Consider the following 24,211-nt stretch of genomic DNA (forward strand, 5'->3'; position numbering starts at 1 on the left):
GGCGACGATGGGACATCCCGATCACGGCGACACCGACCGCAGGGAACGCGTGGCGATCCATTGCGAGGCGACCAGCTTCGATCCGGAGGCCGCAACGCCTCTGGCCTTCGCCGCCATCCGCATCCGCGGCCCCCGCATCCTGACCGGAAGCGCGCTGCTGCTCCATCCCGGCAGCGACACCGGCCTTGCCGAGGCCGGCGACCTGCTGCACGCCTTCATCGGCGACCGTCCGCTGGTGGGCTATTATCTCGACTTCTCCGTCGCCATGGCGGAGCGCCTGACCGGGCGGCCGCTGTCGGACGAGCGGACGGAGGTGTCCAGCCTCTATTACGCCCGAAAGATCCGCAGCATGTCCAAACAGGCGGTCGATCTGCGGCTGGACAGCATGATCCGCGACCTCGACCTGCCGGTCCGGCCCGACGACGCCTTCGGCATCGCGCTGACCGCCGCCATGGCGTGGCTTCGGCTGACGCAGGACGGGCGCTGAGGGGCCGGAGACCGGGAAATCAGTACCCGATGCGCTCCACCGCGACGTCGCGATCGTGGGTCAGCGACGGGACCATGGCGCGGGCCTCCGTCACGCGGTCGAGGTCGAGGTCGGCGGTGATGAAGCCGACATCGGTGCCGGCGTCGGCCAGCACCTCGCCCCAGGGGGCGATCAGCAGGGAATGGCCGTAGGTCTGGCGGCCCTGGTCGTGGCTGCCGGTCTGGGCCGGGGCGACGACGAAGCAGCCGGTCTCGATGGCGCGGGCGCGCAGCAGCGTGTGCCAGTGGGCGCGGCCGGTCGGCACGGTGAAGGCGGCCGGCACCGTCAGGATCGACGCCCCCGCCTGGGCCAGCGCCCGGTACAGATAGGCGAAGCGCACGTCGTAGCAGACCGTCATGCCGATGCCGCCCCAGGGGCTGGCCGCCACCACCGCCCGCCCGCCCGGCTGGAAGGTGGCCGACTCGCGGTAGGATTCGCCGTCCTTCAGCGTGACGTCGAACATGTGGATCTTGTCGTAGGAGGCGACGACCCGCCCCCCGGCATCGAAAAGGTAGCTGCGGTTGGCGGCGCGCCCGTCGTCGAGCAGGACATGCAGGGTGCCGCCGAGAATCCAGGCTCCGGTCTCCCGCGCCAGATCGGCGAAAAAGGGGATGCCGGGATGCTCCGACTCGGTGCGGACGCGCTCCATGGTCTTGGCGCGGCCCTGGACGATCCAGCCGACATTCTCCGGCAGGGCGATGAAATCCGCCCCGGCGTCGCGGGCGCGGCGGACGAGATCGCCCGCCGCCCGCAGGTTCGGCTCAAGCTCCGTGCCCGCATTCACCTGGACGCAGGCAGCCTTGAGAATGCCAGTCGCGCCGTCGCTCATGCGGCGATGCCGAGCAGCGGGTCGAGCTTGCCGGCGCGGTCCAGCGCGTGGATGTCGTCGCTGCCGCCATACGGCTTCCCGTCGATGAAGATCTGCGGGACGGTGGTCCGGCCCTCCGACCGCTCGATCATCTCGCTGCGGCGGCCCGGATGGGCGTAGAGGTCGATTTCCTCGTATTTCACGCCCTTGCCGTCGAGCAGGCTCTTGGCCCGCATGCAGTAGGGACAGAAGGGCGTGGTGTAGATGACGACGTCGGCCATGCCACTGGGCTCCTGTTGCAGGTGTAGAAATTATAGGATCAACCTGCGGGAGGCGCCAGACGTTGCAGCCCGCGGTGAGCGCCGGTCAGCGTCGCCGGGCACGCCCCTTTTCAGGCGTCAGCGATGCACCACGCGCGCCAGCGTCAGCACGTCGACCCGGGCCGCCCCGGCGCGCAACAGGACCCGCGCGCATTCCGCCAGCGTCGCCCCGGTGGTCATCACGTCGTCGACGATCACCAGCCGCTGACCAGTCACCGACTGTCCCGGCCGCAGGCGGAAGGCGCCCTTGACGTTGCGATGGCGCCCCTGGCGGTCCAGCCCGCCCTGGGTCGGAGTGGATCGGCGGCGTTGCAGCAGGTCGGGAGTGGCGGGAACGCCGCAGTGGCGCGACAGCGCCTGCGCCAGCAGCGCCGCCTGGTTGTAGCGGCGATGGAACAGGCGGGCGCGGTGCAGCGGCACCGGCAGCAGCCGGTCGGCATCCTCCAGCAACTCCCGACCGGCGCGGGCAAGCCAGACGCCGTAGGCCTTGGCGGCATGGATGCGGTCGCCATGCTTGAAGCCCAGCACCAGCGGCCGGCTGCCGTCGTCATAGGCCAGGACCGCGCGGGCGCGGGCGAAGGGGGGCGGGGAGGCCATGCAGGCGCCGCACAGCGTGCCCTCCTGCGCCTCGTATTCGAAGGGGAGTCCGCAGCAGGCGCACAGCGGCGGGGCGATGAAGCTCAGCTTGACCCAGCAGGCGGCGCACAGGCCGCCCTGACGGTCCACCGCCTCGCCGCAGCTGAGGCAGCGCGGCGGCAGCAGGGCGTCGAGCAGCAGGGTCGCCGCGCCGGCCGCGGTGCGGCCCAGTCCGGACAGGATCGCGGATGGCTGCATCGCCGCCGCCCCGGTCACTGCAGCATGGCGATGCGTTCGAAGATCACGCCGGTGTAGTCGCGCAGCGCCAGATAGATCGCCGGGCCGGTGACGAACAGGATCACCAGCGTCGCGAAGAATTTCACATCCTGCTGCAGCGACGACTCGTTGATGTTGGTGGCACTCTGGAACAGCATCAGCCCGGCCGACAGCAGGGCGGTGATGCCCAGCGGCGGCAGCGAAATCTTCAGGATGACCATCAGCGCTTCGTGGCTGACGGCGATTGCTTCGTCGATGCCCATTCCAATGCCTGTGCGTGGGGTGGCGTGGCGAAGGTGAATTGAAGAAGGTATCTGGGCTGCGAGTGTAGCACGGTTGTCGTGCCGCCGGGCTGGGGTATAGTGCGGCCATGACAAGCCCCGACAGCATGACCGTCTTCGACCGCGCGCTGGTCCGCCGCCGCCGCGACCGCGCCGTCGCCGAATTCACCGATCACGCCTTCCTGTTCGAGGAGATCGCCGACCGCCTGGCCGACCGGCTGGAGGACGTGATCCGTCCCTTCCCGCTGGCGCTCGACGTCGGCTGCCACGACGGGGCGATGGGGCGCATCCTGAAAGGCCGCAAGGGGATCGAACGGCTGGTCGCCTGCGACCTGTCGCCGGACTTCGCGCGCGCCGCCGGCGGTCCGGGCAACCCTGCCGTCGCGGCTGACGAGGAGTTCCTGCCCTTCGCCCCCGGCAGTTTCGATCTGGTGGTCAGCAATCTCAGCCTGCACTGGGTCAACGACCTGCCGGGTGCCCTGGTGCAGATCCGGCAGGCGCTGAAGCCGGACGGGTTCTTCTGCGCGTCGATGCTCGGCGGCCAGACGCTGGCCGAACTGCGCCGCTGCCTCTTCGAGGCGGAGATGGAGGTGTCGGGCGGCGTCTCCCCCCGTGTGTCGCCCTTCGCCGAGATCAAGGATGCCGGCGGGTTGCTGCAACGCGCCGGTTTCGCCCTGCCGGTGGTCGACAGCGACGTCATCACCGTGACCTACTCCGACGCCTTCGCCCTGATGCGCGAGCTGCGCGGCATGGGCGAGACCAACGCCGTGCTGGCGCGTCGCAAGGTTCCGGCAACCCGGTCCATGCTGTTCGACGCGGCGCAGCGCTATGCCCGGCTTTACGCCGAGCCGGACGGGCGGATTCCGGTGACCTTCGAGGTGCTCTATCTCGCCGGCTGGTCGCCGCATGAAAGCCAGCAGCAGCCGTTGAAGCCCGGCAGCGGACAGATCCCGCTGGGCGACGCGCTGAAGGGCGGCGGTATCCACTGAGCGGTGGCAAGGGGGAGCGGTGGCGTGGGGCCCGGTTTACGCAACCAGCTTCCACGCCATCCAACCCAAAACCCCGGCGTTCACCAGCATGATCGCCGGGGCGACGCGGGCGACGGCGGTCCGCCAGGTGCGGCCGGCGATGTGGCCGGCCAGCCCGACCGCCAACAGGCTCGGCACCGTGCCGAGCGCGAAGGCGGCCATGCCGAGCGCGCCGGTCAGCGCGCTGCCGCTCGCCGCCGCCACCGCGATGGCGCCATAGAGCATCCCGCAGGGAATGAAGCCCAGCGCCACCCCCAGCCCATAGCCGCGCCAGCCGGTCGGGTTGCCGAACAGCGGCCGGGCAAGCCGGGACACCCGGTCGCCCCACCAGCGCTGCAGCCCGTTGCCGCCCAAGGACGGCATCCTGGGCAGCCAGGACAGGACGTTGCGCACGGCATAGCCGAGGAAGAACAGCGCCGCCAGCGCCAGCAGCGCCACCGACAGCCAGCGCAGGCCGGGCAGCGCCCCGACATGGCCGGCGACCGAGGCCGACAGCGCGCCGACCAGCGCATAGGTCGTCGCCCGGCCGGCATGGTAGGGCAGCACGGCGGCTCCGGTCAGGCGCCGGAACTCCGACATCGCCGACAGCGGCACCCGCTCCAGCCGGGCCGAGACCTGGGCCAGCACGAAGGGACCGCACATGCCGGTGCAATGGGTGGTGCCGCCGACCAGCCCGGCGGTCAGCAGGGCCAGCAACAGCCCGCCGTCGCGGTCGATGACCACGGCGCACTGATTCAGTCCGGCGTCCAGCAGCGACAGCGCGTCCAAGGCAAGGCCTCTCCGGTTCGGGAACTTGGCGGCGATCATAGGGGGAGGGGGAGGGCGGCCCAATGACGTGCGTCAATGGTGGAGGCGCGCTTTCGGGGGTGTGGGGGAAAGCGACCGGGGATGGTTCTACCCCATTTCCCGTGTCGGTCGCTTAACCCCACGCCCCTCATGCCAGCAGGCGGGCGATGGGCGGGCGGCTGGGGTGGAGGACGACGCCGTCGTCGGCCGGTTCGACCTTCGCATCCGGATAGGCGGCCAGCGCATATTGCAGGGCCTGGACGAAGCGCGGCTTGAAATGCTTCATCTGGTCGTAGCCGGCGCCGAACTGGGCATAGAGCGACGGCCAGGAGATCGGTTGCGGCCGGCTCAGCGAATGCAGCCGGTAGGCCAGCCAGACATAGAGATCGAGGCTGAGCGAACGGTCCTTCAACTGCCGCACCGCCTCCTCCAGCAGCGGCACCGGGTGGTCGCGCAGCGCCTGGAAGAAGGTCTCGTCCAACTGCACCACATCGTTCCACAGCGTGCCCTGGCGGTCGTCGCCGAGATCGTCGTGGAAGATCAGGCCGCGCTTGACGATGCCGCCCTTCTCGAACACGTCGGCGTCCTCGCCGTCCCAGAAGAACTTCAAGGTGCAGGCGGAAATGCGCAGCGACTGCTCGCGGAAGCCGCGGAAGGTCTCGCCGCCGACGCTGATCCCCATCCGGGTCAGCCAGTCGCGCATGGAGCGGCCCAGTTCGACCTCGCGGCGGCCGGTGCGCACCGCCTGGGTCTGCAGATAGATCAGGATCATGCGCGCCCGCGCGCCATAGGGCACGCCGAACAGCTTCATCTTGCCGTTCACCTTCAGCCGGCCCGGTTCGACCAGCAGCGTCACCTGATGGCCGCGCTTTTCCCAGGGCACGTCGTCGGCCAGCTTCTTGTGCGGCAGGCTGGTCAGGCAGAAGCCGCTGTAGGTGATGCCGAGATGCTGGTTCTCGTCCGCCAGGATGTCGGCGGCGATGTCCACCAGCGTCCGCTCCTCCGGCCGGACCAGGGCGCGCGCCTTGTCCCGGCCATGTTCGATCACCAGCCTGTGTATGTCGCCCATGGCAGCCTCACCCGGATGTTGTGGCATCCTGGTGAGCGGCGGGCGGTGGAGTCAACGTGGGGTTAGGCGACCGTGCTAGTCGACGGTTAGTTGTTAGACTTATTAGTTGAGTCGCCGCTTATCCCCATGGGGAAAGCCCGAGTCGCGCCGCTTTTCCCCACGATTCCGGCGCTTTTCCCCACGGGGGACGGGGTGGAAAAAGGGGGCCGGTCGCTTTTCCCCACGGCCCGCAAGGGGCGACTCGCGGTGGTTGCGGAGGGACTCGGGGAAGGGGCGGTCGCTTAACCCCACAGTCGTGGAATTGATGCCCCCACCCTCCCACGGCTTCGCCGCGGGTCCCTCCCTCCCCCGCCTTCGGCGGGAGAGGGTGAGTTTGTGAAGCGGCGGCAGTTCCCTCTCCCTCGAAGAGGGGGAGGGTTAGGGAGGGGGCATTCGAAGCCGAAACGTCCTCAATGGCTCATCAGCACCGGAACCGTCATGTGCCGCAGCATGAAGCGGGTCATGCCGCCCAGCACCAGTTCGCGGAAGCGGGAGCGGCCATAGGCGCCCATCACCAGCAGGTCGCAGCTTTCGTCGGCGGCCATGTTCAGCAGGGTGTCGCCGGGCTCGACCACGTCGGTGGCGACATGGGTGGCCTCCACGCGGCAGCCGTGGCGGGACAGGTGGCGGGCGATGTCGGCGCAAGGCTCGTCGCCCAGCCCGTCCAGGCCGGGCTTCGGATTGGCGGCCATCACCACCACGCGCTTGGCGGTGGTCAGCAGGGGCAGGGCGTCGCCGACGGCGCGCGCCGCCTCGCGGCTGCCGTTCCAGCCGACCAGGACCCGCTCGCCGATGGTGGCGAAGCGGCCGGCATAGGGGACCACCAGAAGCGGCCGGCCGCATTCGAACAGAAGGTCGGCCGGCTGGGCGACGGGCTGGTCGCGGTCGCGCTCCGGATCGGGCTGGCCCACCACGATCAGGTCGGCATAACGGCCGCGCACCGCGGCGGTGATGGTCGGATCGCCTTCCTGCACCAGCCATTCTGAGCGGTCGGTCAGGCCATGGAGGCGCATGGCGTCGTCGAAGGCCGCCGCCATCCGGTCCGTCTGGTCCTTGAGGCTCTGCCGGCGGCTTTCGCGCAGCTCCTGCGGGATTTCGGCTTCGATATAGCCGGGGAACACCATGTCGGTGAAGGCATAGAGCGCGGTCAGATGCGCATCGCACCGGGTCGCAAGCCGCGCCGCAAGGTCGAGACGTGCCGCGGACGCGGGCGTATCATCGACGACGACCAGGAAGTCCTTGAGAGCCATGGCGTAATTCCTGCCCAAATTGTGATCGTTGCCGTTATCGTCGGGGGGTGTACGACCATGCGGTGCCGATCGGGGCGACATCCCCAGCCGCGTTGGCCCCACTTGTATTGGCAGTATAAATCCGACCGGCCCGGCCGCCGCCTTTCCTTTCCAGGGCACAGCCATGTTCTCGCCGCGTTCCTGCACCGCACAAAAACGACCGTCGGTCGGACTTCCGGTCAAGCTTGCAATCTCAGGCCGCAAGAGGTGTGACAAAGAACGGAGATAATTCCATCGTTCTTTCTCCACAGAACAGAAAACCCGGATTGTGTGCTGTGTTTCGCTGCAACCTCGGCTTGAATGAATACTATGATATGCCCATGATCATGCCCATGTGTCTCCGTTGCATCGCCTGTAGAAATGTCCAAGCTCTGCTGCACTATGGCAGCTTTGGTTTTGACGCGTGGGTGATACTTCGCGTAAGTGTTGGGTATCGATTTCCTGATGAGTACCCCGCTCTATCCTCGCCATGAGTCCAGATCCCCGAATCTCCGCGCTGGCCGACGCTTTATCGGGTGCCGCTTCCGGTGCGCCGGGGCTTGACGCCCTGCGTCAGATTCTCGACGCCATGACGGTGAAGGTCGCGTTGATGGACCCGCGGCGGCGGCACATCTACGCCAACCGCGCCTATCTGGAGATGATGGGGACGACGCTGGACAAGGCGGTCGGCGGCACCATCGGCGAACTTCTGGGGCAGGATCTCCTGCGCAACACGCAGGGTGCCGCCGAACGTGCGCTGGCGGGCGAGACGGTGCAGACCGAAGGCTGGATCACCCAGGCGGACGGCCAGCAGCGCTACGTGATGCGGCTGCACGCGCCGCACCGGGCCGAAGACGGCACCATCACCGGCTATTTCGTGATCCTGCAGGACATGACCGAGCGCCGGCAGGTGCAGGACGACCTGTTCCGCCTCGCCTACTACGACCCGGTGACCGGGCTCGCCAACCGCCTGATGCTGCTGAAGCACATGGCGGACTATCGCAACATGGGCGAGCCCTTCACGCTGGTCATCCTGGACATCGACCGCTTCGCCGAAATCCGCAGCAGCATGGGGCAGGGCTTCGCCAACGAGCTGCTGGACGGTCTGGCGCAGCGGATGGCGGCGCAGGCCGCCGCCTTCGACCTGATCGCGCGCGTCAGCGACCATGCCTTCGCCATGCTGGCGGGCGGCGTCTGCGACCGGCCGGCGCTGGAAAGCGCCGTCGAGGATCTGGCGGCGGTGGTGCGCTCCGCCCGCTCCAGCTCCGGCGGCACCGTGTTCCTGTCCGCCAGTATCGGCGTCGCCGTCTCGATGCCGACGCACGAGCGCCCCGACGACGTGCTGCGCGATGCCGAGATCGCCACCGCCCGCGCCCGCGAACAGGGTGGCGGCCGGCAGGCCTGGTTCGATCCGGCGATGCATTCCCATGTGGTCGAGCAGGTGCGGCTGGAACACGATCTGCGCGGTGCGCTGGACAGCGGCAGCGACCTGTGGGTCGCCTACCAGCCGATCGTGGAGATGGTGACCGGCGGTCTTGCGGGGTTCGAGGCGCTGATGCGCTGGACCCATCCCGAACGCGGCAACATCCCCCCCGGCATCTTCATCCCGATCGCCGAGAGCACCGGTCTGGTGGTATCGCTCGGCACCTGGGTCCTGCGGCAGGCCTGCCGGCAGATCGCGGAGTGGCAGGACCGCCGCGAACCCGGTTCCGCCCCACTGTTCATGAGCGTCAACCTGTCCAGCTACCAGCTGTCCGACCCCAACTTCGTCCAAGTCGTGCGCGAGGTTCTGCGCGAAACCGGGGTGGAGCCGTCCTGGATCAAGCTGGAGCTGACGGAAAGCGCCGTGATGGACAAGGCGGAACAGTCGATCCGCCTGCTGCGCGACCTGCGGGCGCTGGGCATCAAGCTGTCGATCGACGATTTCGGCACCGGCTATTCGTCGCTGTCCTACCTGCACAAGCTGCCGATCGACAGCCTGAAGGTCGACCGTTCCTTCGTCTCGGCCATGCACCAGTCGGAGGAAAACCGCGCCATCGTCCGCATCATCATGGATCTGGCGCGCCTGCTGGGGTTCGACGTGATCGCCGAGGGCATCGAGACCAGCGCCGACGCCAACCTGCTGCGCGCGCTGGCCTGCGACTACGGCCAGGGCTACCACTTCGCCCGCCCGCTGCCGCCGGAAGAGGCGGGGAAGCTGGTCGGCGGGGAATTGCCGTGGCAGATGCCGCGGTGAGGGTGGCGGCCTGACGCCGCCGCCCCCCGACCTCATTTCCCCCGCTCACTTCCCCCGGACGAACTTCGGCGTACCCGCCGCGCTGGGCAGCAGGCGGATGGCGTAGGGGCTGGTGCGCATCTGCGCCACCGCCTGGGCCGGGCCCGGCACGCTCTCGTGATAGCCGACGATCAGGTCGGCACCCTTCTGCTGCACGCTGTCGATGGCCACGCCATAGCCGGCCGTATCGCGCGGCCCCAGGAAGACCGCCACCGCCATCCGGCCGCCGGGCAGGGAGGATGGGGCCGGCTCGCCGACCCGCGCCCACAGCGCCGACCATTCACCGGAATCGCGGGCGACGACATAGGCGCGTTCGGCGGCGCTGCTGTGGTCGCCTTGCCAGCCGGTCCCGGCCTCCGCCTGGGCCGGCAGCAGATTGCCGTCGGCACGGTCGTTGCCGCCCTGGCAGGCAGCCAGAAGCAGCGCGGGTGTGAACAGCAGCGGGATCAGGCGGAGACGGAACGGCATCTTCATGGGACGGTCAGGCGCTCCGCGGCAGGATCGTCTCGACCAGCGACGCCCAATAGCTGGCGCCGGTGGTCAGGATCGCGTCGTTGAAGTCGTAATGCGGGTTGTGCAGGCGGCAGGACGGCCCGCGATGGCCGCCATGGCCGAGCCAGATGTAGGCGCCCGGCCGCTCCTTCAGCATATAGCCGAAATCCTCCGCCGCCATGGTCGGGTCGGGGGCCCAGACCACATTCTCCTCGCCCACCACCTTGGCCGCGGCCGTTGCGGCGATGCGCGCTTCCGGCTCGCTGTTCACCGTGGCGGGATAGCCGGGACGGAAACGCAGTTCGGCCTTGGCGCCCAGCCCCTCGGCGATGCTGGAGACGAGACGGGCGAACTGCTCCTGGATGCGGCGGTGGTTCTCTTCCGTGAAGGTGCGCATGGTGCCGAGCATCCGCGCGCTGTCGGGGATGACGTTGGCCGCGGTCCCGGCCTCCACCACCGTGATCGACACCACGGCACTGTCGGCCGGGTTGGTGCCGCGGCTGACCAGGCTCTGCGCCGCGGTGACGATGTGGGCCGACACCAGCACCGGGTCGATGCCGCGGTGGGGCATGGCGGCGTGGGCGCCGTGGCCGGTCACATGGATTTCGAACTGGTTGGCCGCGGCCATCACCGGGCCGGGATGAACGGCGATCTGGCCGGCCGGCAGCTCCGGCCAATTGTGCAGGCCATAGACCTGCTCGCAGTCGAACTGCCGGAAAAGCCCGTCGTCGATCATCCGCTTCGCACCGCCCAGCCCTTCCTCGGCCGGCTGGAAGATGAAGTGGACGGTGCCGTCGAAGTTGCGCGTCTCCGCCAGGTAACGGGCGGCGCCCAGCAGCATCGTCGTGTGGCCGTCATGGCCGCAGGCGTGCATCTTGCCGGCATGGCGCGAGGCATGGTCGAAGTCGTTGGCTTCCGGCATCGGCAGCGCGTCCATGTCGGCGCGCAGGCCGATCGTCCGGCCGCTGCCGGTGCCGAGTCCCTTCAGGGTGCCGACCACCCCGGTCCCGCCCAGGCCGCGATGCACCGTGATGCCGAATTCCGCCAGCTTCGCGGCGACGATGTCGGAGGTGCGTTCCTCCTCGAACCCCAGTTCCGGGTGGGCATGGATATCGCGCCGCCACGCGGTCATGTCGTCCTGGAAGGCGGCGATGCGGTTGTTGATCGGCATGTCTCTAACGTCTGGTTGGAATGGCTGGATGGCGTTCGGGGGAACCGGCGGGAGAAGGTGGGCAGGCAAGGAAGATGGGGCGTTCGGCCGGAACCGGCCAGATCGGCGCGGGTTCCCGGACGTGGCGGCGCCAGTCTGGCCGATTTGTGTGGCGAACGCCAGCGACAGCAAACAGCAATTCCGGGACTTAAAATGCTGCGGCTCCGCCGTCGCGGAACAGCCCGGCGCAGCCGTCGGGCTTTACGATCCGCGTGGTCGACGGCGGGTTGGCCGCCAGCTTCGACGCCGGGCGGATCGGCCGCCGCACCAGCTCGCCCCCGCAGTTCGGGCAGCGTTCCCCCGGCAGCCGGGCGCGGCAGTCGGCGCAGAAGGTGCATTCGAAGGAGCAGATATAGGCGTCCGGCGCCTCGGGCGGCAGGTCGCGGTCGCAGCATTCGCAGTTGGGGCGCAGGTCGAGCATGGCGTCGTCTCCGGTTCAGGGATGCGCCATGGAGGATAGCGGGACTTTCGGCGGCTGGTGAGTGGCGTGAATGCCGACGGGCGTGAAGATCTTGCCAAAGCGGTGCGCTCTCGTCGGCAGAGGCCACCGCTACGGTGGTTCAGCCCGCGACGAGCGCCGCCAGGACTTCGGACGCCAGCAGGCTGGGGTTGACCGGCTTGGCGATGACGCGGGTCACGCCCAGCTTGGCGAAGGCGGCGGAGGTCAGCTGGGACGGCACCTTGTCGTCGATGGCCGACAGGATGACCACCGGCATCTCCGGACGCAGCGAGCGGGCGGCCTTGATCACCTCGAATCCATCATGGTCCGGCATGATGATGTCGGTCAGGACAAGGTCGAATTTCTGCACATACAGGATGCCGATGGCCTCCGTTGCGCCGGCGCACAGGGTCAGCTCATGCCCCTCGCGCGTCAGGATCGCACGGATCAGGTTGCGCGTGACCGGATCGTCGTCAACCACAAGCAGCTTGGCCATGCCAGTTCCCGTCGCCCAGTTCCAGTCATTTGGATGCCGCGCGCAGATATAGCCTGAACTTCGGCATAAGCCAGAGGTCCTAGTCAATAGTCCGGGAGCCATTCCGCGTGTCAAAGTGTCACGCGGCGCCCAGTTCCGGACATTTGGATGCCGCGCTGTGAGAAACAGGCCGGTTCCGGTCCGCCGGCCTTGGAATGGGTTGTCCGTTTGGGGTAGTGTCCGCCCGCACCCCACGGACCAACAACGAGCAGACGCAAGACCGATGTTGCTTCCCAACGCCGTCCGCCGAATTGCCGGGGCCGCCTTTGCCGGTTCTGTCCTGTCCACCGTTTTCGCCGCCGGGCTTCTCTCGGCCGGCTCGGCCGCCGCTGCCGACCCGCGCCATCTCGGCACCTTCAAGGACTGGAACGCTTTCGTGTTCGAGGAGAAGGGGCAGAAGGTCTGCTACATCTCCAGCCAGCCCAAGAAGACGGAGCCGAAGGCGAAGCGCGGCGACATCTATACGCTGGTCACCCACCGCCCGGCTGAAAAGGCCCTGGACGTCGTCAGCGTCATCGTCGGCTATCCGTTCAAGAAGGGCAGCGAGGCCGAGGTCATCATCGACGGCAAGGACTTCAAGCTGTTCACCGACGGCGAGACCGGCTGGGCCCGCGATGCCGATGGCGACCGCGCCGTGACCGCGGCGATGCGCGACGGCAAGCAGATGGTGGTGAAGGGCGTGTCCGGCCGTGGCACCAAGACGACCGACACCTACAGCCTGGCCGGCGTCGGGCAGGCCTATGACGCCATCAACGAGGCCTGCGGCGTGAAGCGCTGATCGCCGCAGCGATCTACTCGGTCTTTTCCCCCTCGAGTCTTTTGACTCCGCGCGCTCATGGCCCTATGTAGTGGGGCCATGAGCGCCTCCAATCATGCCTCCGCCTTCGTTCCGCCGGCGACCGATGCCGACGGACGCAAGAACCTTGTCGGCCTGTCCCGCGAAGAGCTGGAAGCCGAGATGCTGTCGATCGGCCTGGAAAAGTTCCGGGCGCGCCAGCTCTGGCACTGGATCTACCACCGCGGCTCCACCGATTTCGCCGAGATGACCACGCTGGCCAAGCCGGTGCGGGAAAAGCTGGCCGACGTCTACATCGTGGCGCGGCCGACGGTGGTGAAGGATCTGAAGTCGGCGGACGGCACTCGCAAGTGGCTGCTGCGCATGCCCGACGGGCAGGAGGTGGAGAGCGTCCACATCCCCGAGGAGGACCGCGGCACGCTCTGCGTCTCCTCGCAGGTCGGCTGCACGCTGACCTGCCGATTCTGCCACACCGGCACCCAGCGTCTGGTGCGCAACCTGGATTCGGCGGAAATCGTGGCGCAGGTCATGCTGGCGCGCGACATGCTGGGCGAATGGCCGGCGCCGCCCGACGGGCGCATGCTGTCGAACATCGTCATGATGGGCATGGGCGAACCGCTGTTCAATTACGACAACGTCGCCAAGGCGCTGAAGATCGTGATGGACGGCGACGGCATCTCGATCTCCAAGCGGCGCATCACCCTGTCGACCTCCGGCGTCGTGCCGATGATGGAGCGCTGCGGCGAGGAGCTGAACGTCAACCTCGCGGTCAGCCTGCACGCGGTGACCGACGAGCTGCGCGACATCATCATGCCCATCAACCGCAAATATCCGCTGCGGGATCTGATGGAGGCGTGCCGCAATTACCCCGGCCTGTCCAACGCCCGGCGCATCACCTTCGAATATGTGATGCTGAAGGGGATCAACGACACGCCGGCCGATGCGCGGGCGCTGGTGAAGCTGCTGGAAGGCATCCCGGCCAAGATCAACCTGATCCCCTTCAACGAATGGCCGGGCGCTCCCTACGAGCGGTCGACCGCGCGGGCGATCCAGGTCTTCGGCGACATCGTCAACAATGCCGGCTATGCCAGCCCGGTCCGCACCCCGCGCGGCGAGGACATCATGGCCGCCTGCGGCCAGCTGAAAAGCGCCAGCCTGCGCCTGACCGCCGCCGAACGCGCCGCCATCGCCAACGTCATCGCGGAGAAGGACGCGGCGCTGGCGTCGTGAGGGCGGCTTGCGGGACGCCGGGAAAGGGCGCTTGACCATGGTCACGGACGGCGAGGCGGGGGGGATCGGACAAGGCATCCGGGCACCGGTGCCTTGCCGGCTGTGCGGGGCCGACAGCACGCCGATGTTCGAATTGCGTCTGATGGGGCGTCATCAGGCCGGTTTCTTCCAATGCACCGGCTGCGGATCGATGCAGACGGAACAGCCCTATTGGCTGGCCGAGGCCTATGCCGACCCCCGTCCGCTGACCGATGTCGGCATCGTCGCCCGCAGCATGGATCTGTCGATGCGGGTGGACCTGATCCTGTCGATGCTCGGTGTCGGCGCTGACGCCCTCTGCCTCGACTGGGCCGGCGGCAACGGGCTGTTCGCCAGGATGATGCGGGACCGCGGCTGGAACGTCTTCCTGCACGAGCCCTACACGCCCAATTTCTACGTACCGTTCCATTCCGCCGAATTGGCCGGGCTGGAGCGGGCGGACGTCGTCACCGCCTTCGAGGTGCTGGAGCATCTTCCCGAACCGGCGCGCGATACCGAGGCGTTGTTCGCCTTCGATCCGGACATCCTGATCGTGACGACCGAACTCTACGCCGGGCAGGACCGGGGCTGGTATTATTTCGGCGAGGACAACGGCCAGCACGTGTTCTTCTACACCCGCAAGGCGCTGGAACTGATCGCCCGCCGTCATGGACGCGGCCTGATAACCGCCGGATCGATGCATTTCCTGCTGCGTGCCAGGCCGCTGCGCTGTGCCTATGGCATGGCCGAGATCCGCGCGCTGGCCGACCTGCTCGGGGATCCGGATCGCTTTCATGCCAGAGCGATGGAGCGGATGTCGGACCATATGCGCCATCCCTTCCGCCACGCCCTGCACGATCATCAGGAGATCCTCGGCAGGCTTCAGGCGGGAGAGAAACCGGCCTGACCGGCGCCACGACCGGATTGCACCATGCCCGCCGCCTATGACAGGGTGTCGGCACTTTCGCCAAACAGACCCGGTTCCAGCATCGGCATGCCCGCCCCCATCGAGGACATCATCGCCAAGGCGATCAAGGACGCCGACAAGTCCTTCTTCAACGAGGATTACGCCAAGCAGGCGAAGGCCGTGACCGCCGCGCTGAAGAAGGCGGGGTACGAGGTGGCGCCGGTGAAGCCGCCGCCCGGTCTGGTCGAATGGGCCAAGGACAACATTCCGTTCGGCCGTCTTAGGCCCGCGGAACTGATTACGCAGATGTACTCGATGATGGTCGAGAACGTGCGCCGCTTCGACAAGTAGCGGGGAGCCAAGCGCGGCGGTCCCGGACTGGCTTCTTTCGCTGGTAATACCACGGAACCCGAAGGCCGTTTCTTTTCAGCCACTTCCCGCGCTGCGCCAAAATCGTCACACCAGCACTTTCGGCCACCCCCCGCCGTTGACTCGGCTGCTGCGGGAGCGTAATTCATTGCGCCAACCAATAGGACGGGACAGCCGTCTTAAAAAGGGCACGCACCACCCAGCCGCCGCGGCAATCGTCATGTTGCGCCGCGTCCGGCCGCGAACAGAGGACGACGCAATGGCAAACGGCAGCGGTCGGCCGCTCTCCCCGCACCTTCAAGTCTACAAACTCCCGTTGACCGCAGTCATGTCCATCACGCACCGCATCACGGGCGTCGGGCTGGCTGTCGGCACGCTCCTGCTGGTCTGGTGGCTGGTCGCCGCCGCCGCCGGTCCGGAGGCGTTCGCACGCGCGCAGGGCTTCATCGGGTCGTTCTTCGGCCTGCTGCTGATGTTCGGCTGGTCGGCGGCGCTGTACTACCACCTGTGCAACGGCATCCGCCATCTGGTCTGGGACGCCGGCAAGTCGTTCGAGCTGACCGATGCCGACCGCAACAACAAGGTGGTCCTCGGCGCGACGGCGGTGCTGACCGTGCTGACCTGGATCGTCGGCTTGGCCGTGTGGTGAGGAGATAAGACATGGCGTCCAATAGCAAGACCCTCCGTTCGCCGCTTCAGGTCGCGCGCGGTCTGGGTTCCGCCAAGCATGGCACCGAACATTGGTGGTCGCAGCGTCTGACCGCGATCGCCCTGGTCCCGCTGACCGTCTGGTTCGTCTTCGGCGTCATCGGCCATCTCGGCGCCGATCACGCCGGGTTCATCGCCTGGATGAAGTCGCCCTTCTCGGCCGTCATGATGGTCCTCACCGCCGTGGTCGTCTTCCACCACGCCCAGTCCGGGCTGCAGGTGGTCATCGAGGACTACGTGCATGTGGAATGGCAGAAGATGGCGCTGATCATCGGCGTCAAGTTCCTGTCCTTCGCCCTGGCGGCGGCCTGCGTGCTGGCCGTCGTGAAGATCTTCATCGGAGCCTGACGACCATGGCGACCGCCTACAACATCATCGACCACAACTATGACGTCGTCGTCGTCGGCGCCGGCGGCGCCGGTCTGCGCGCCACCTTCGGCATGGCCGAAAAGGGCCTGAAGACCGCCTGCATCACCAAGGTGTTCCCGACCCGCTCCCACACCGTGGCGGCGCAGGGCGGCATCTCGGCCGCGCTCGGCAACATGGGCGAGGACGACTGGCGCTACCACATGTACGACACCGTGAAGGGGTCGGACTGGCTGGGCGACCAGGACGCCATCGAGTACATGTGCCGCGAGGCCATCCCGGCGATCATCGAGCTGGAGCACTACGGCGTGCCCTTCTCGCGCACGCCGGAAGGCAAGATCTACCAGCGCGCCTTCGGCGGCATGACCGCGCAGTACGGCAAGACCCAGGCCTACCGGACCTGCGCCGCCGCCGACCGCACCGGCCACGCCATCCTGCACACCCTCTACCAGCAGTCGCTGAAGCACGAGGCGGAGTTCTTCGTCGAATACTTCGCGCTCGACCTCATCATGGAGGACGGCGTCTGCAAGGGCGTGCTGGCCTGGAACCTGGACGACGGCACGCTGCACCGCTTCCGCGGCCAGATGGTCGTGCTGGCGACCGGCGGCTACGGCCGCGCCTACTTCTCGGCGACCTCGGCCCACACCTGCACCGGCGACGGCGGCGGCATGATCCTGCGCGCCGGCCTGCCCCTGCAGGACATGGAGTTCGTGCAGTTCCACCCGACCGGCATCTACGGCTCCGGCTGCCTCATCACCGAGGGCGTGCGCGGCGAGGGCGGATACCTGACCAACTCCAACGGCGAGCGCTTCATGGAGCGCTATGCCCCGTCGGCCAAGGATCTGGCGTCGCGCGACGTCGTGTCCCGCTCGATGACCATCGAGATCCGCGAAGGCCGCGGCGTGGGCGAGCACAAGGACCACATCCATCTGCACCTTGAGCACCTGCCGCCGGAGATCATCCACCAGCGCCTGCCCGGCATCGCCGAGACGGCCAAGATCTTCGCCGGCGTGGATGTGACCAAGGAGCCGATCCCGGTTCTGCCGACCGTCCACTACAACATGGGCGGCATCCCGACCAACGTTCACTGCGAGGTTCTGTCGCCGACGGCTTCGAACCCCGATCAGGTGGTGCCGGGCCTGATGGCGATCGGCGAGGCGGCCTGCGTGTCTGTCCACGGCGCCAACCGCCTGGGCTCCAACTCGCTGCTCGATCTGGTGGTGTTCGGCCGCGCGGCCGCCATCCGCGCCGCCGAGGTCGTCAAGCCGGGCAAGGCCACCTCGGTCAAGGCCGACAGCTGCGACAAGGCGCTGGAGCGGTTCGACCGCATCCGCAACGCCAAGGGCACGATCAAGTCGGCCGACCTGCGGCTGGAGATGCAGCGGACGATGCAGAACAACTGCGCCGTCTTCCGCACCGGCGAGGTCCTGGACGAGGGCGTGAAGAAGATCGACGCCGTCTATGCCAAGAAGGGCGAGATGGCGATCTCCGACCGTACGCTGGTCTGGAACTCCGATCTGGTCGAGGCGCTGGAACTGGACAATCTGCTGGGCCAGGCGGTCGCCACCCTGCATTCCGCCCAGAACCGTCCGGAAAGCCGCGGCGCGCATGCCCGCGAGGACTATCCGAACCGCGATGACGAAGGCTGGATGAAGCACACCGTCATCTGGGTCGCGGACAACGGCGAGACGAAGATCGATTACCGCCCGGTCCACATGTACACCCTGACCGACGAGGTCGAGGTCTTCCCGCCCAAGGCCCGCGTGTACTAAGGCCCGCCGGATAAAGGAAATCAGCCATGGTTGAATTCAACCTGCCAGCCAACTCCAAGGTCGGCGTCGGCAAGACCGTCAACGTCGCGAACGGCGCCAAGCGGGCCAAGACCTTCAAGATCTACCGCTGGAACCCGGAGGACGGCCAGAACCCGCGCGTCGACTCCTACGTGGTCGACCTCGACAAGTTCGGGCCGATGATCCTCGACGCGATCATCTACATCAAGAACCAGGTCGACAGCACCCTGACCTTCCGCCGGTCCTGCCGCGAGGGCATCTGCGGGTCGTGCGCGATGAACATCGACGGCACGAACACGCTGGCCTGCCTGAAGGCGATCGACGAGGTTCCGGGCGACGTCAAGATCTACCCGCTGCCGCACATGCCGGTGGTGAAGGATCTGGTCCCCGACCTGAAGCACATCTATGCCCAGCTCGCCTCGATCAAGCCGTGGCTGCAGACCCAGTCGCCGGCCCCGAGCCGCGAGCGCCTGCAGTCGCCGGAGGACCGCGCCAAGCTGGACGGCCTCTACGAGTGCATCCTGTGCTTCTGCTGCTCCACCTCCTGCCCCAGCTACTGGTGGAACGGCGACCGCTATCTCGGCCCGTCGATCCTGCTCCAGGCCTATCGCTGGATCGCCGACAGCCGCGACGAAATGACGGGCGAGCGCCTCGACAACCTCGAGGACCCGTTCCGTCTCTATCGCTGCCACACCATCATGAACTGCACCAAGGCGTGCCCGAAGGGTCTGAACCCCGCCAAGGCCATCGCCGAGATCAAGAAGCTGATGGTCGTGCGCCGCTGACCGCGAAGAGCGGTCGTATTCCACTGACCAAAAGCGTTCGCGACAAGGAAAAGGCGCCCCTTCGGGGGCGCCTTTTTCGTTTGTGCGGGGTCAGACGAAGTCGGGGTCGGTGGGCCGCGACGGGGGCAGGTCATTGCCGGGTGCCGGGGCGTCGGTGGTGCCGGGGCCGCCGGGATCGGGTAGGTCGGGATTGTCGGTGCCCGGCAGGTCGACGATCGGGACATCCTCGTGCGGGCCGGGGAAAGGGTTGGGTGGGGCGGCGCTGAGGCCGGGGGCGGTGGTCGGCATGGAGTGCTTCCCCTCTGTTGATCGTTTGCGCTCGTGCGCTCCCCTGTATCAACGGCCGAGTCCGCAATCCGCTCCATCGCACGGGACGATTGCATGCGGACCGGTTGACCGGCGGCGGCGAGGGGGTATGCTCTTCGGGAGATCACCAACGACGACGAACCACGAATGGGCGGTGCCGGCCGGCGGCGCCCAGCGAATGGACACATTTTCTTTTCTAGGGAAGGACCAATCATGGGCGGCATGGCAGGCCAGGCGTGGAGCTGGATCCAGGGCGAATGGATGGAGGGCAATCCCCCCATCGTCGGACCGCTGTCCCACACGCTGTGGCTCTCTTCGACGGTCTTCGACGGCGCGCGCGCCTTCCAGGGCGTGGCCCCCGACCTCGACCTGCATTGCGCCCGCGCCATCCGCTCCGCCCAGGTGATGGGGCTGGAGCCGATGGTCACCGCCGGCGAAATCGAGGAGCTGTGCTGGGACGGCATCCGCCGCTTCCCGAAGGAGGCGGAACTGTACATCCGCCCGATGTTCTACGCCGATGACGGTTTCGTCGCCCCGGCGCCGGAGAGCACGCGCTTCGTCCTGTCGATCTACGAAGACCCGCTGCCACAGCCGACCGGCTTCGCCGCCTGCATCTCCACCCGCCGCCGCCCGATCCCGACCATGGCCCCGACCGAGGCCAAGGCCGCCTGCCTCTATCCCAACGCCGGCATGGCGCTGACGGAGGCGCGCAAGCGCGGCTTCCAGAACGCCATCATGCTGGACGTCATCGGCAATGTGGCGGAGTTCGCCACCTCCAACATCTTCATCGCCAAGGACGGCGTGGTGCGCACCCCGGTGCCGAACGGCTGCTTCCTGAACGGCATCACCCGTCAGCGCGTCATCGCCCTGCTGCGCAACGACGGCGTGACGGTGGAGGAATGCACCCTGACCCCTCGGGATGTGCTGGAGGCCGACGAGGTCTTCTCGACCGGCAACCACGCCAAATGCGTGCCGGTGACCAGGGTGGAGGACCGCAGCCTCGCCGCGGGTCCGATCTTCCAGCGGGCGCGGGCGCTCTATTGGGAATACGCCTTCCGCTGATCGAGCAGCGCCACCGCCGCCCCGCGGTGATGGGCCAGCGTGGCGGCCAGGCGGGCCAGCCACGCATCGGTCCGGCAGGCGGTCGCGGTCAGTCCGCGGCGACGCCGGGCGGTGGCGAGGCGCGCTTCGGCCGCGAGGTCCGTGTGCAGGCGGAGCGTTGCGGCGCGTTTGACGGCGTTGGCGCGGGCCGCGCCGCCGAGCAGGGCGGTGCGAAGCTCGGGCTTCGGTGTCGGGCCGTCATGGGTGCGGTGAAGGCTGTCCAGGCGGGCGGCTCGGTCCATGGAATGGACGGTAGCGCCTTCCGGGGCGAGCGGTAAAGGTAAATTTTCCTAGGAAGGATCGGGTATGGAGAGGCATTTGCCCCCTCCCTTACCCTCCCCGCTTCGCGGGAGAGGGAACTGCCACCGTCCTTCACATAACCTCCGCAAGCATCCGACCCCCTCTCCCGCGACAGCGGGGGAGGGATGGGGAGGGGGCACCCAAAGCCGAACTTTACTTCACTGGCTCGCCCAGATGATCCGCGCCATCCAGGCGACGTCCGACAGTGGGATGCTGCGGTCGGGGTGGGCGCGGTTGATCGACAGCAGTTCTATCTTGGTCGCCGTCTCTCGGATCAGCTGCTTGGCCATCACCTCGCCGCCCTTGGTGCGGACGACGACGCGGTCGTTGCGGCGGATCTGCGCGGCGGGCGAGACGATGATGGTGTCGCCGTCGCGATAGACCGGCTCCATGCTGTCGCCGGAAATCTCCAGCGCGTAGGCGTGCGGATCGCCCAGGCTGGGGAACAGCAGCTCGTCCCAGCCGCTGCCGGCGGGGAAGCCGGCGTCGTCGAAATAGCCGGCCGAGCCGGCCTGGGCATAGCCGATCACCGGAACCCGCTGCAGCGGGGTGGTGCCGGCGCCGTCGCCGACCAGCGACACGAATTCCGACAGCGACGCGCCGGTGGCGTCCAGCACCTTGGAGATGCTTTCCGTCGAGGGCCAGCGCAGCTTGCCGTCGTTGGTCGTGCGCTTGCTCTTGTTGAAGGTGGTCGGGTCCAGTCCGGCGCGCCGCGCCAGCCCGGAGGCGGAGAGCCCGTGCTGCGCCGCAAGACGGTCGATGGCCCGCCAGATGTCCGTGTGTTTCAGCATGGGACGATAATCTCATAAAGCCGCGACAGCGTCCCTAGGAACTTTTTCATAAACCTGTTGACCGCATGCGCTGGGTGGAACATAACGCAAACAGACGGCGCGGCCACAACCCAGGCCCGGCGCCCGCTCTTTCAAAAATCCGAAGCCGCAAGGAGACCAGCATGCTGAGTCCGGCCGCCCCCGCTTTGTCCGCCGCCCGCCTATCCCAGGTCGTGCCCTTGAAGGCGGAGCCTTACAGTGTCGACGGCGAACCCTTTGCCGGCGCGGAAGAGGCGTGGTTCTGGGCGGTGCAGGCGCATGACGCCAAGGCGGCCGGGGCGCGGATCGTCGCCGGCTGCGGGCAGGTGGCGCGGCCCTGCGAACCGCAGGACGTGCTGCGGGTGGTCGACCGGCTGTACCGGACGCGCAAGCTGATGCGCGACCATCTGCATGTGCTGGTCCATTACGGCCGCCGCCAGAGCGCGCCGGAGCCGGAGCGCTTCCGCGAACAGCGCGCCCATTCCCTGTGGACCGAGGCCTTCGCCGCCATCGCTCCCGCCCTGCGCGACAAGGGCATCGTCCGGGGCATCGCCCGATGACCGCCACCCCCTGGACGGCGGCCTGGGTGGTCTATCGCGGGGAGGCGCCGCTGTGGTGGCTGCGGCTGCTGAAGCCGGGATTCCGCCACTGTCTGGCGTTGTTGACCGACGGGCGGCGCTGGGTGGCGGTCGATCCGCTGGCCGGCTTCACCGACGTGGCCGTTCTGGACCTGCCGGCCGGGTTCGACCTGCCAGGCTGGTACCGCGCCCAGGGGCTGACGGTGGACGCCGCCCCGCTGCGCCGCCCGGCCGGCCCCGCCCCCTGGGGGCCCTTCACCTGCGTCGAGGCGGTCAAGCGCCTGATCGGCCTGCGCGCCCGCCGGGTGCTGACCCCCTGGCAACTGCACCGCCACCTGACCGGAGGAAACCGCGAATGCCCGCATCCGCAGCCGTGAAACCGCCCGCCCGCCGGAAAGGTGACCTGTCGGAGCCCGAGGTCCTGCTGGAGCGCTACCGTGCCGCCCGCGAACGGCGCAGCGTGTGGGAAAGCCATTGGCAGGACTGCTACGACCATGCGCTGCCCAACGGCCGGCCCTTCCGCGGCGGCGGCACGCCGGGCGAACGCCGGGTCGACCGCCTGTTCGACGGCACAGCGCCCGATGCGGTGGAGCAGCTGGCGGCCAGCCTGCTGTCGGAACTGACGCCGCCCTGGTCGCGCTGGTTCGGCTTCCAGCCCGGCCCCACCCTGACCGGGGCGGAACGCGACCGTGTCGCCCCGCTGCTCGACCGCGCCGCCGGCATCGTCCAGGCCCATTTCGACCGCTCCAACTTCGCGGTGGAGATCCACCAGACCTTCCTCGACCTCGTCACCGTCGGCACCGCCAGCCTGCTGATGGAGGAGGCCGCCCCCGGCGCGCCGTCGAGCCTGCGCTTCACCGCCGTTCCGCTGGCCGAAGCGGTGCTGGAGGAGGGGCCGGACGGCCGGCTCGACGCCACCTTCCGCCGCAGCGAGGCGACGCTGGCGCAGATCCTCCAGCGCTTCCCCGGCGCCGACCTGCCCGACGAACTGCGCGGCCGAGCCGCCGAGGATCCCGACAGCGGCTTTCCCCTGGTCGAGGCGGTGCTGCCCGACGGTGCGGCCTATCGCTGGGGCGTGGTGCTGGACAGCGGGCTGGCCGAACCGTCCTGGCTGGCGCAGGGGCGCTTCGCCCAGTCCCCGTTCGTCAATTTCCGCTGGCTGAAGGCGCCGGGCGAGACCTATGGCCGCTCGCCGGTGATGAAGGCGCTGCCCGACATCAAGACCGCCAACAAGGTGGTGGAGCTGGTGCTGAAGAACGCCTCCATCGCCGTCACCGGCATCTGGCAGGCGGACGATGACGGGGTGCTGAACCCCACCACCATCCGGCTGGTGCCCGGAACCATCATCCCGAAGGCGGTGGGATCGGCCGGGCTGACGCCGCTGGCCAACCCCGGCCGGTTCGACGTGTCGCAGCTGGTTCTGGACGATCTGCGCGGGCGCATCCGCCACGCGCTGCTGGTCGACCGTCTGGGGCCGGTGGAGTCGGCGCGGATGACCGCGACCGAGGTGCTGGAACGCTCGGTCGAGATGGCCCGGCTGCTGGGCGCCACCTACGGCCGTCTCCAGGCGGAGCTGATGACGCCGCTTGTGCTGCGGGCGGTGTCGATCCTGCGCCGGCGCGGCGAGATCCCGGACATCACCGTTGACGGCCGGCTGGTGGAATTGCAGCACCGCTCCCCGCTCGCCCAGGCGCAGGCCCAGCGCGACGTACAGGCGGCGCTGCGCTGGCTGGACAGCGTCAAGGCGCTGGGGCCGGAGGCGGAAGCGACGGTGGACGCGGCGGCGACCGCCCATTGGCTTGGCGAGGCCTTCGGCGTGCCGGCCAAGCTGATGCGGGCGGAGGCCGCCGCGCCTGCGGCCACGCCGCCGGCATCCCTCGCCGCGACGTCCGATGCCGGAGCCTCCAATGGCTGAGCGAACCACCGGCGAACAGGCCGGCTGGGACTGGCTGGAGGCGCCGGCCTCCGCCGGTCCGGACCCTGGCGCCGCGTCCGACGCCGATCCGGCGCCCAGCTTCGCCCGCTGCTTCGCCGGGGGTGACGGCCTGCGGGTTCTGGCGGTGCTGCGGGCGATGACGCTCGACCGCGCGCTTGGTCCCGACGCGCCGGAAGCGGCGCTGCGCCACCTCGAAGGACAGCGCCAGCTGGTCGCCACCATCCTCGCGCTGGTCGCGCGCGGGCGGGCGGGCTGACCGGCGGGGCTGCCGCTCTCCTCTTTCC

30 protein-coding genes are annotated in these 24,211 nt (G+C 68.3%); 16 read left to right on the top strand and 14 right to left on the bottom strand.

Annotation, left to right across the window (positions count from 1 at the left end; all coding sequences use genetic code 11):
- The first annotated feature begins 7 nt into the window (after positions 1-7).
- The gene (locus tag FZ029_RS14165; protein WP_149269820.1) at positions 8-487 is read left to right on the top strand and encodes a DNA polymerase III; all 480 of its coding nucleotides are present in this window, start codon (positions 8-10) and stop codon (positions 485-487) included.
- 19 nt (positions 488-506) lie between these two features.
- Here FZ029_RS14165 and FZ029_RS14170 read toward each other — a convergent pair whose 3' ends face one another.
- The 4 genes from FZ029_RS14170 to FZ029_RS14185 form a co-directional block, all read right to left on the bottom strand.
- Positions 507-1,355, bottom strand: coding sequence for a carbon-nitrogen hydrolase family protein (locus FZ029_RS14170; protein WP_149269821.1), 849 nt, complete (start codon positions 1,353-1,355; stop codon positions 507-509).
- Positions 1,352-1,615, bottom strand: a complete 264-nt coding sequence (grxC, locus tag FZ029_RS14175; RefSeq protein WP_149197736.1) for a glutaredoxin 3 — start codon at positions 1,613-1,615, stop codon at positions 1,352-1,354. Before grxC ends, FZ029_RS14170 begins: the two co-directional genes overlap by 4 nt.
- Before the next feature lie 117 nt (positions 1,616-1,732).
- Positions 1,733-2,488: a ComF family protein gene (locus FZ029_RS14180; RefSeq protein ID WP_149197737.1), complete on the bottom strand. Its 756-nt coding sequence runs from the start codon at positions 2,486-2,488 to the stop codon at positions 1,733-1,735.
- Positions 2,489-2,502: 14 nt separating this feature from the next.
- A complete protein-coding gene (locus FZ029_RS14185) occupies positions 2,503-2,769 on the bottom strand; it encodes a flagellar biosynthetic protein FliQ (protein ID WP_149197738.1) in 267 nt (88 codons plus the stop codon).
- 107 nt (positions 2,770-2,876) lie between these two features.
- Between FZ029_RS14185 and FZ029_RS14190 the strand changes: the two genes are divergently transcribed.
- Entirely contained in the window at positions 2,877-3,776 is a 900-nt protein-coding gene (locus tag FZ029_RS14190) for a methyltransferase domain-containing protein (RefSeq protein ID WP_149269822.1), read from the top strand.
- A 36-nt stretch (positions 3,777-3,812) separates the two neighbouring features.
- Here the strand turns inward: FZ029_RS14190 and FZ029_RS14195 are convergent, their stop codons facing one another.
- From FZ029_RS14195 to FZ029_RS14205, 3 genes are all read right to left on the bottom strand, one after another.
- Positions 3,813-4,583, bottom strand: a complete 771-nt coding sequence (locus FZ029_RS14195; protein WP_149269823.1) for a sulfite exporter TauE/SafE family protein — start codon at positions 4,581-4,583, stop codon at positions 3,813-3,815.
- A gap of 166 nt (positions 4,584-4,749) precedes the next feature.
- Complete coding sequence (locus FZ029_RS14200; RefSeq protein WP_085090460.1) at positions 4,750-5,670, bottom strand: replication protein RepA; 921 nt, start codon at positions 5,668-5,670, stop codon at positions 4,750-4,752.
- A 449-nt stretch (positions 5,671-6,119) separates the two neighbouring features.
- Positions 6,120-6,959 (bottom strand): universal stress protein, encoded by an 840-nt coding sequence (locus FZ029_RS14205; protein ID WP_149269824.1) that lies wholly within the window; start codon positions 6,957-6,959, stop codon positions 6,120-6,122.
- Positions 6,960-7,467: 508 nt separating this feature from the next.
- Between FZ029_RS14205 and FZ029_RS14210 the strand changes: the two genes are divergently transcribed.
- Positions 7,468-9,213, top strand: coding sequence for a GGDEF domain-containing phosphodiesterase (locus FZ029_RS14210; RefSeq protein WP_149269825.1), 1,746 nt, complete (start codon positions 7,468-7,470; stop codon positions 9,211-9,213).
- 45 nt (positions 9,214-9,258) lie between these two features.
- Here FZ029_RS14210 and FZ029_RS14215 read toward each other — a convergent pair whose 3' ends face one another.
- The 4 genes from FZ029_RS14215 to FZ029_RS14230 form a co-directional block, all read right to left on the bottom strand.
- Positions 9,259-9,726, bottom strand: a complete 468-nt coding sequence (locus tag FZ029_RS14215) for a protease complex subunit PrcB family protein (RefSeq protein WP_109152094.1) — start codon at positions 9,724-9,726, stop codon at positions 9,259-9,261.
- Positions 9,727-9,733: 7 nt separating this feature from the next.
- Positions 9,734-10,915 carry a M20 aminoacylase family protein gene (locus tag FZ029_RS14220; protein WP_149269826.1) on the bottom strand — a complete coding sequence of 394 codons (1,182 nt, stop codon included), beginning with the start codon at positions 10,913-10,915 and terminating at the stop codon, positions 9,734-9,736.
- A gap of 187 nt (positions 10,916-11,102) precedes the next feature.
- Entirely contained in the window at positions 11,103-11,375 is a 273-nt protein-coding gene (locus tag FZ029_RS14225) for a DUF1272 domain-containing protein (protein ID WP_149269827.1), read from the bottom strand.
- A gap of 139 nt (positions 11,376-11,514) precedes the next feature.
- A complete protein-coding gene (locus FZ029_RS14230) occupies positions 11,515-11,889 on the bottom strand; it encodes a response regulator (RefSeq protein ID WP_085090454.1) in 375 nt (124 codons plus the stop codon).
- Positions 11,890-12,151: 262 nt separating this feature from the next.
- On the opposite strand from FZ029_RS14230, the gene FZ029_RS14235 reads away from it, so the two are divergent.
- From FZ029_RS14235 to FZ029_RS14270, 8 genes are all read left to right on the top strand, one after another.
- Positions 12,152-12,706, top strand: coding sequence for an invasion associated locus B family protein (locus FZ029_RS14235; protein WP_149269828.1), 555 nt, complete (start codon positions 12,152-12,154; stop codon positions 12,704-12,706).
- Positions 12,707-12,784: 78 nt separating this feature from the next.
- Positions 12,785-13,954 carry a 23S rRNA (adenine(2503)-C(2))-methyltransferase RlmN gene (gene rlmN, locus FZ029_RS14240; RefSeq protein WP_149269829.1) on the top strand — a complete coding sequence of 390 codons (1,170 nt, stop codon included), beginning with the start codon at positions 12,785-12,787 and terminating at the stop codon, positions 13,952-13,954.
- Between the two features lie 37 nt (positions 13,955-13,991).
- Positions 13,992-14,879 (top strand): methyltransferase domain-containing protein, encoded by an 888-nt coding sequence (locus FZ029_RS14245; RefSeq protein ID WP_247892313.1) that lies wholly within the window; start codon positions 13,992-13,994, stop codon positions 14,877-14,879.
- Positions 14,880-14,966: 87 nt separating this feature from the next.
- On the top strand, positions 14,967-15,230 hold the full coding sequence (locus FZ029_RS14250) for a hypothetical protein (protein ID WP_014248979.1): 264 nt from the start codon (positions 14,967-14,969) through the stop codon (positions 15,228-15,230).
- Positions 15,231-15,507: 277 nt separating this feature from the next.
- A complete protein-coding gene (gene sdhC / locus FZ029_RS14255) occupies positions 15,508-15,897 on the top strand; it encodes a succinate dehydrogenase, cytochrome b556 subunit (RefSeq protein ID WP_098738833.1) in 390 nt (129 codons plus the stop codon).
- A gap of 11 nt (positions 15,898-15,908) precedes the next feature.
- Positions 15,909-16,304 carry a succinate dehydrogenase, hydrophobic membrane anchor protein gene (gene sdhD, locus FZ029_RS14260; protein WP_149197749.1) on the top strand — a complete coding sequence of 132 codons (396 nt, stop codon included), beginning with the start codon at positions 15,909-15,911 and terminating at the stop codon, positions 16,302-16,304.
- A gap of 5 nt (positions 16,305-16,309) precedes the next feature.
- Complete coding sequence (gene sdhA, locus FZ029_RS14265) at positions 16,310-18,094, top strand: succinate dehydrogenase flavoprotein subunit (protein ID WP_149197750.1); 1,785 nt, start codon at positions 16,310-16,312, stop codon at positions 18,092-18,094.
- Between the two features lie 26 nt (positions 18,095-18,120).
- Positions 18,121-18,897: a succinate dehydrogenase iron-sulfur subunit gene (locus FZ029_RS14270; RefSeq protein WP_085090448.1), complete on the top strand. Its 777-nt coding sequence runs from the start codon at positions 18,121-18,123 to the stop codon at positions 18,895-18,897.
- A 90-nt stretch (positions 18,898-18,987) separates the two neighbouring features.
- Here the strand turns inward: FZ029_RS14270 and FZ029_RS14275 are convergent, their stop codons facing one another.
- On the bottom strand, positions 18,988-19,185 hold the full coding sequence (locus FZ029_RS14275) for a hypothetical protein (RefSeq protein ID WP_149269831.1): 198 nt from the start codon (positions 19,183-19,185) through the stop codon (positions 18,988-18,990).
- Positions 19,186-19,416: 231 nt separating this feature from the next.
- Between FZ029_RS14275 and FZ029_RS14280 the strand changes: the two genes are divergently transcribed.
- The gene (locus tag FZ029_RS14280; protein WP_149269832.1) at positions 19,417-20,265 is read left to right on the top strand and encodes a branched-chain amino acid aminotransferase; all 849 of its coding nucleotides are present in this window, start codon (positions 19,417-19,419) and stop codon (positions 20,263-20,265) included.
- On the opposite strand, the gene FZ029_RS14285 is transcribed toward FZ029_RS14280, so the two are convergent.
- Positions 20,241-20,546 carry a hypothetical protein gene (locus FZ029_RS14285; RefSeq protein WP_149269833.1) on the bottom strand — a complete coding sequence of 102 codons (306 nt, stop codon included), beginning with the start codon at positions 20,544-20,546 and terminating at the stop codon, positions 20,241-20,243. The genes FZ029_RS14280 and FZ029_RS14285 overlap by 25 nt on opposite strands.
- Before the next feature lie 216 nt (positions 20,547-20,762).
- Entirely contained in the window at positions 20,763-21,395 is a 633-nt protein-coding gene (locus FZ029_RS14290; RefSeq protein ID WP_042701266.1) for a helix-turn-helix transcriptional regulator, read from the bottom strand.
- Positions 21,396-21,556: 161 nt separating this feature from the next.
- On the opposite strand from FZ029_RS14290, the gene FZ029_RS14295 reads away from it, so the two are divergent.
- Genes FZ029_RS14295 through FZ029_RS14310 form a run of 4 tightly spaced genes read left to right on the top strand, consistent with a single transcriptional unit; the run spans position 21,557 to position 24,183 of the window.
- On the top strand, positions 21,557-21,973 hold the full coding sequence (locus FZ029_RS14295) for a hypothetical protein (RefSeq protein WP_149269834.1): 417 nt from the start codon (positions 21,557-21,559) through the stop codon (positions 21,971-21,973).
- The gene (locus FZ029_RS14300; protein WP_149269835.1) at positions 21,970-22,368 is read left to right on the top strand and encodes a hypothetical protein; all 399 of its coding nucleotides are present in this window, start codon (positions 21,970-21,972) and stop codon (positions 22,366-22,368) included. The genes FZ029_RS14295 and FZ029_RS14300 overlap by 4 nt, the downstream gene beginning before the upstream one ends.
- The gene (locus tag FZ029_RS14305) at positions 22,347-23,906 is read left to right on the top strand and encodes a portal protein (RefSeq protein ID WP_149269836.1); all 1,560 of its coding nucleotides are present in this window, start codon (positions 22,347-22,349) and stop codon (positions 23,904-23,906) included. Before FZ029_RS14300 ends, FZ029_RS14305 begins: the two co-directional genes overlap by 22 nt.
- Positions 23,899-24,183, top strand: a complete 285-nt coding sequence (locus FZ029_RS14310; RefSeq protein ID WP_247892306.1) for a hypothetical protein — start codon at positions 23,899-23,901, stop codon at positions 24,181-24,183. Before FZ029_RS14305 ends, FZ029_RS14310 begins: the two co-directional genes overlap by 8 nt.
- The last annotated feature ends 28 nt before the right edge of the window (positions 24,184-24,211 follow it).

This window comes from Azospirillum sp. Sh1 (genome assembly GCF_008365135.1).
Taxonomy (GTDB): Bacteria; Pseudomonadota; Alphaproteobacteria; order Azospirillales; family Azospirillaceae; genus Azospirillum; species Azospirillum oryzae.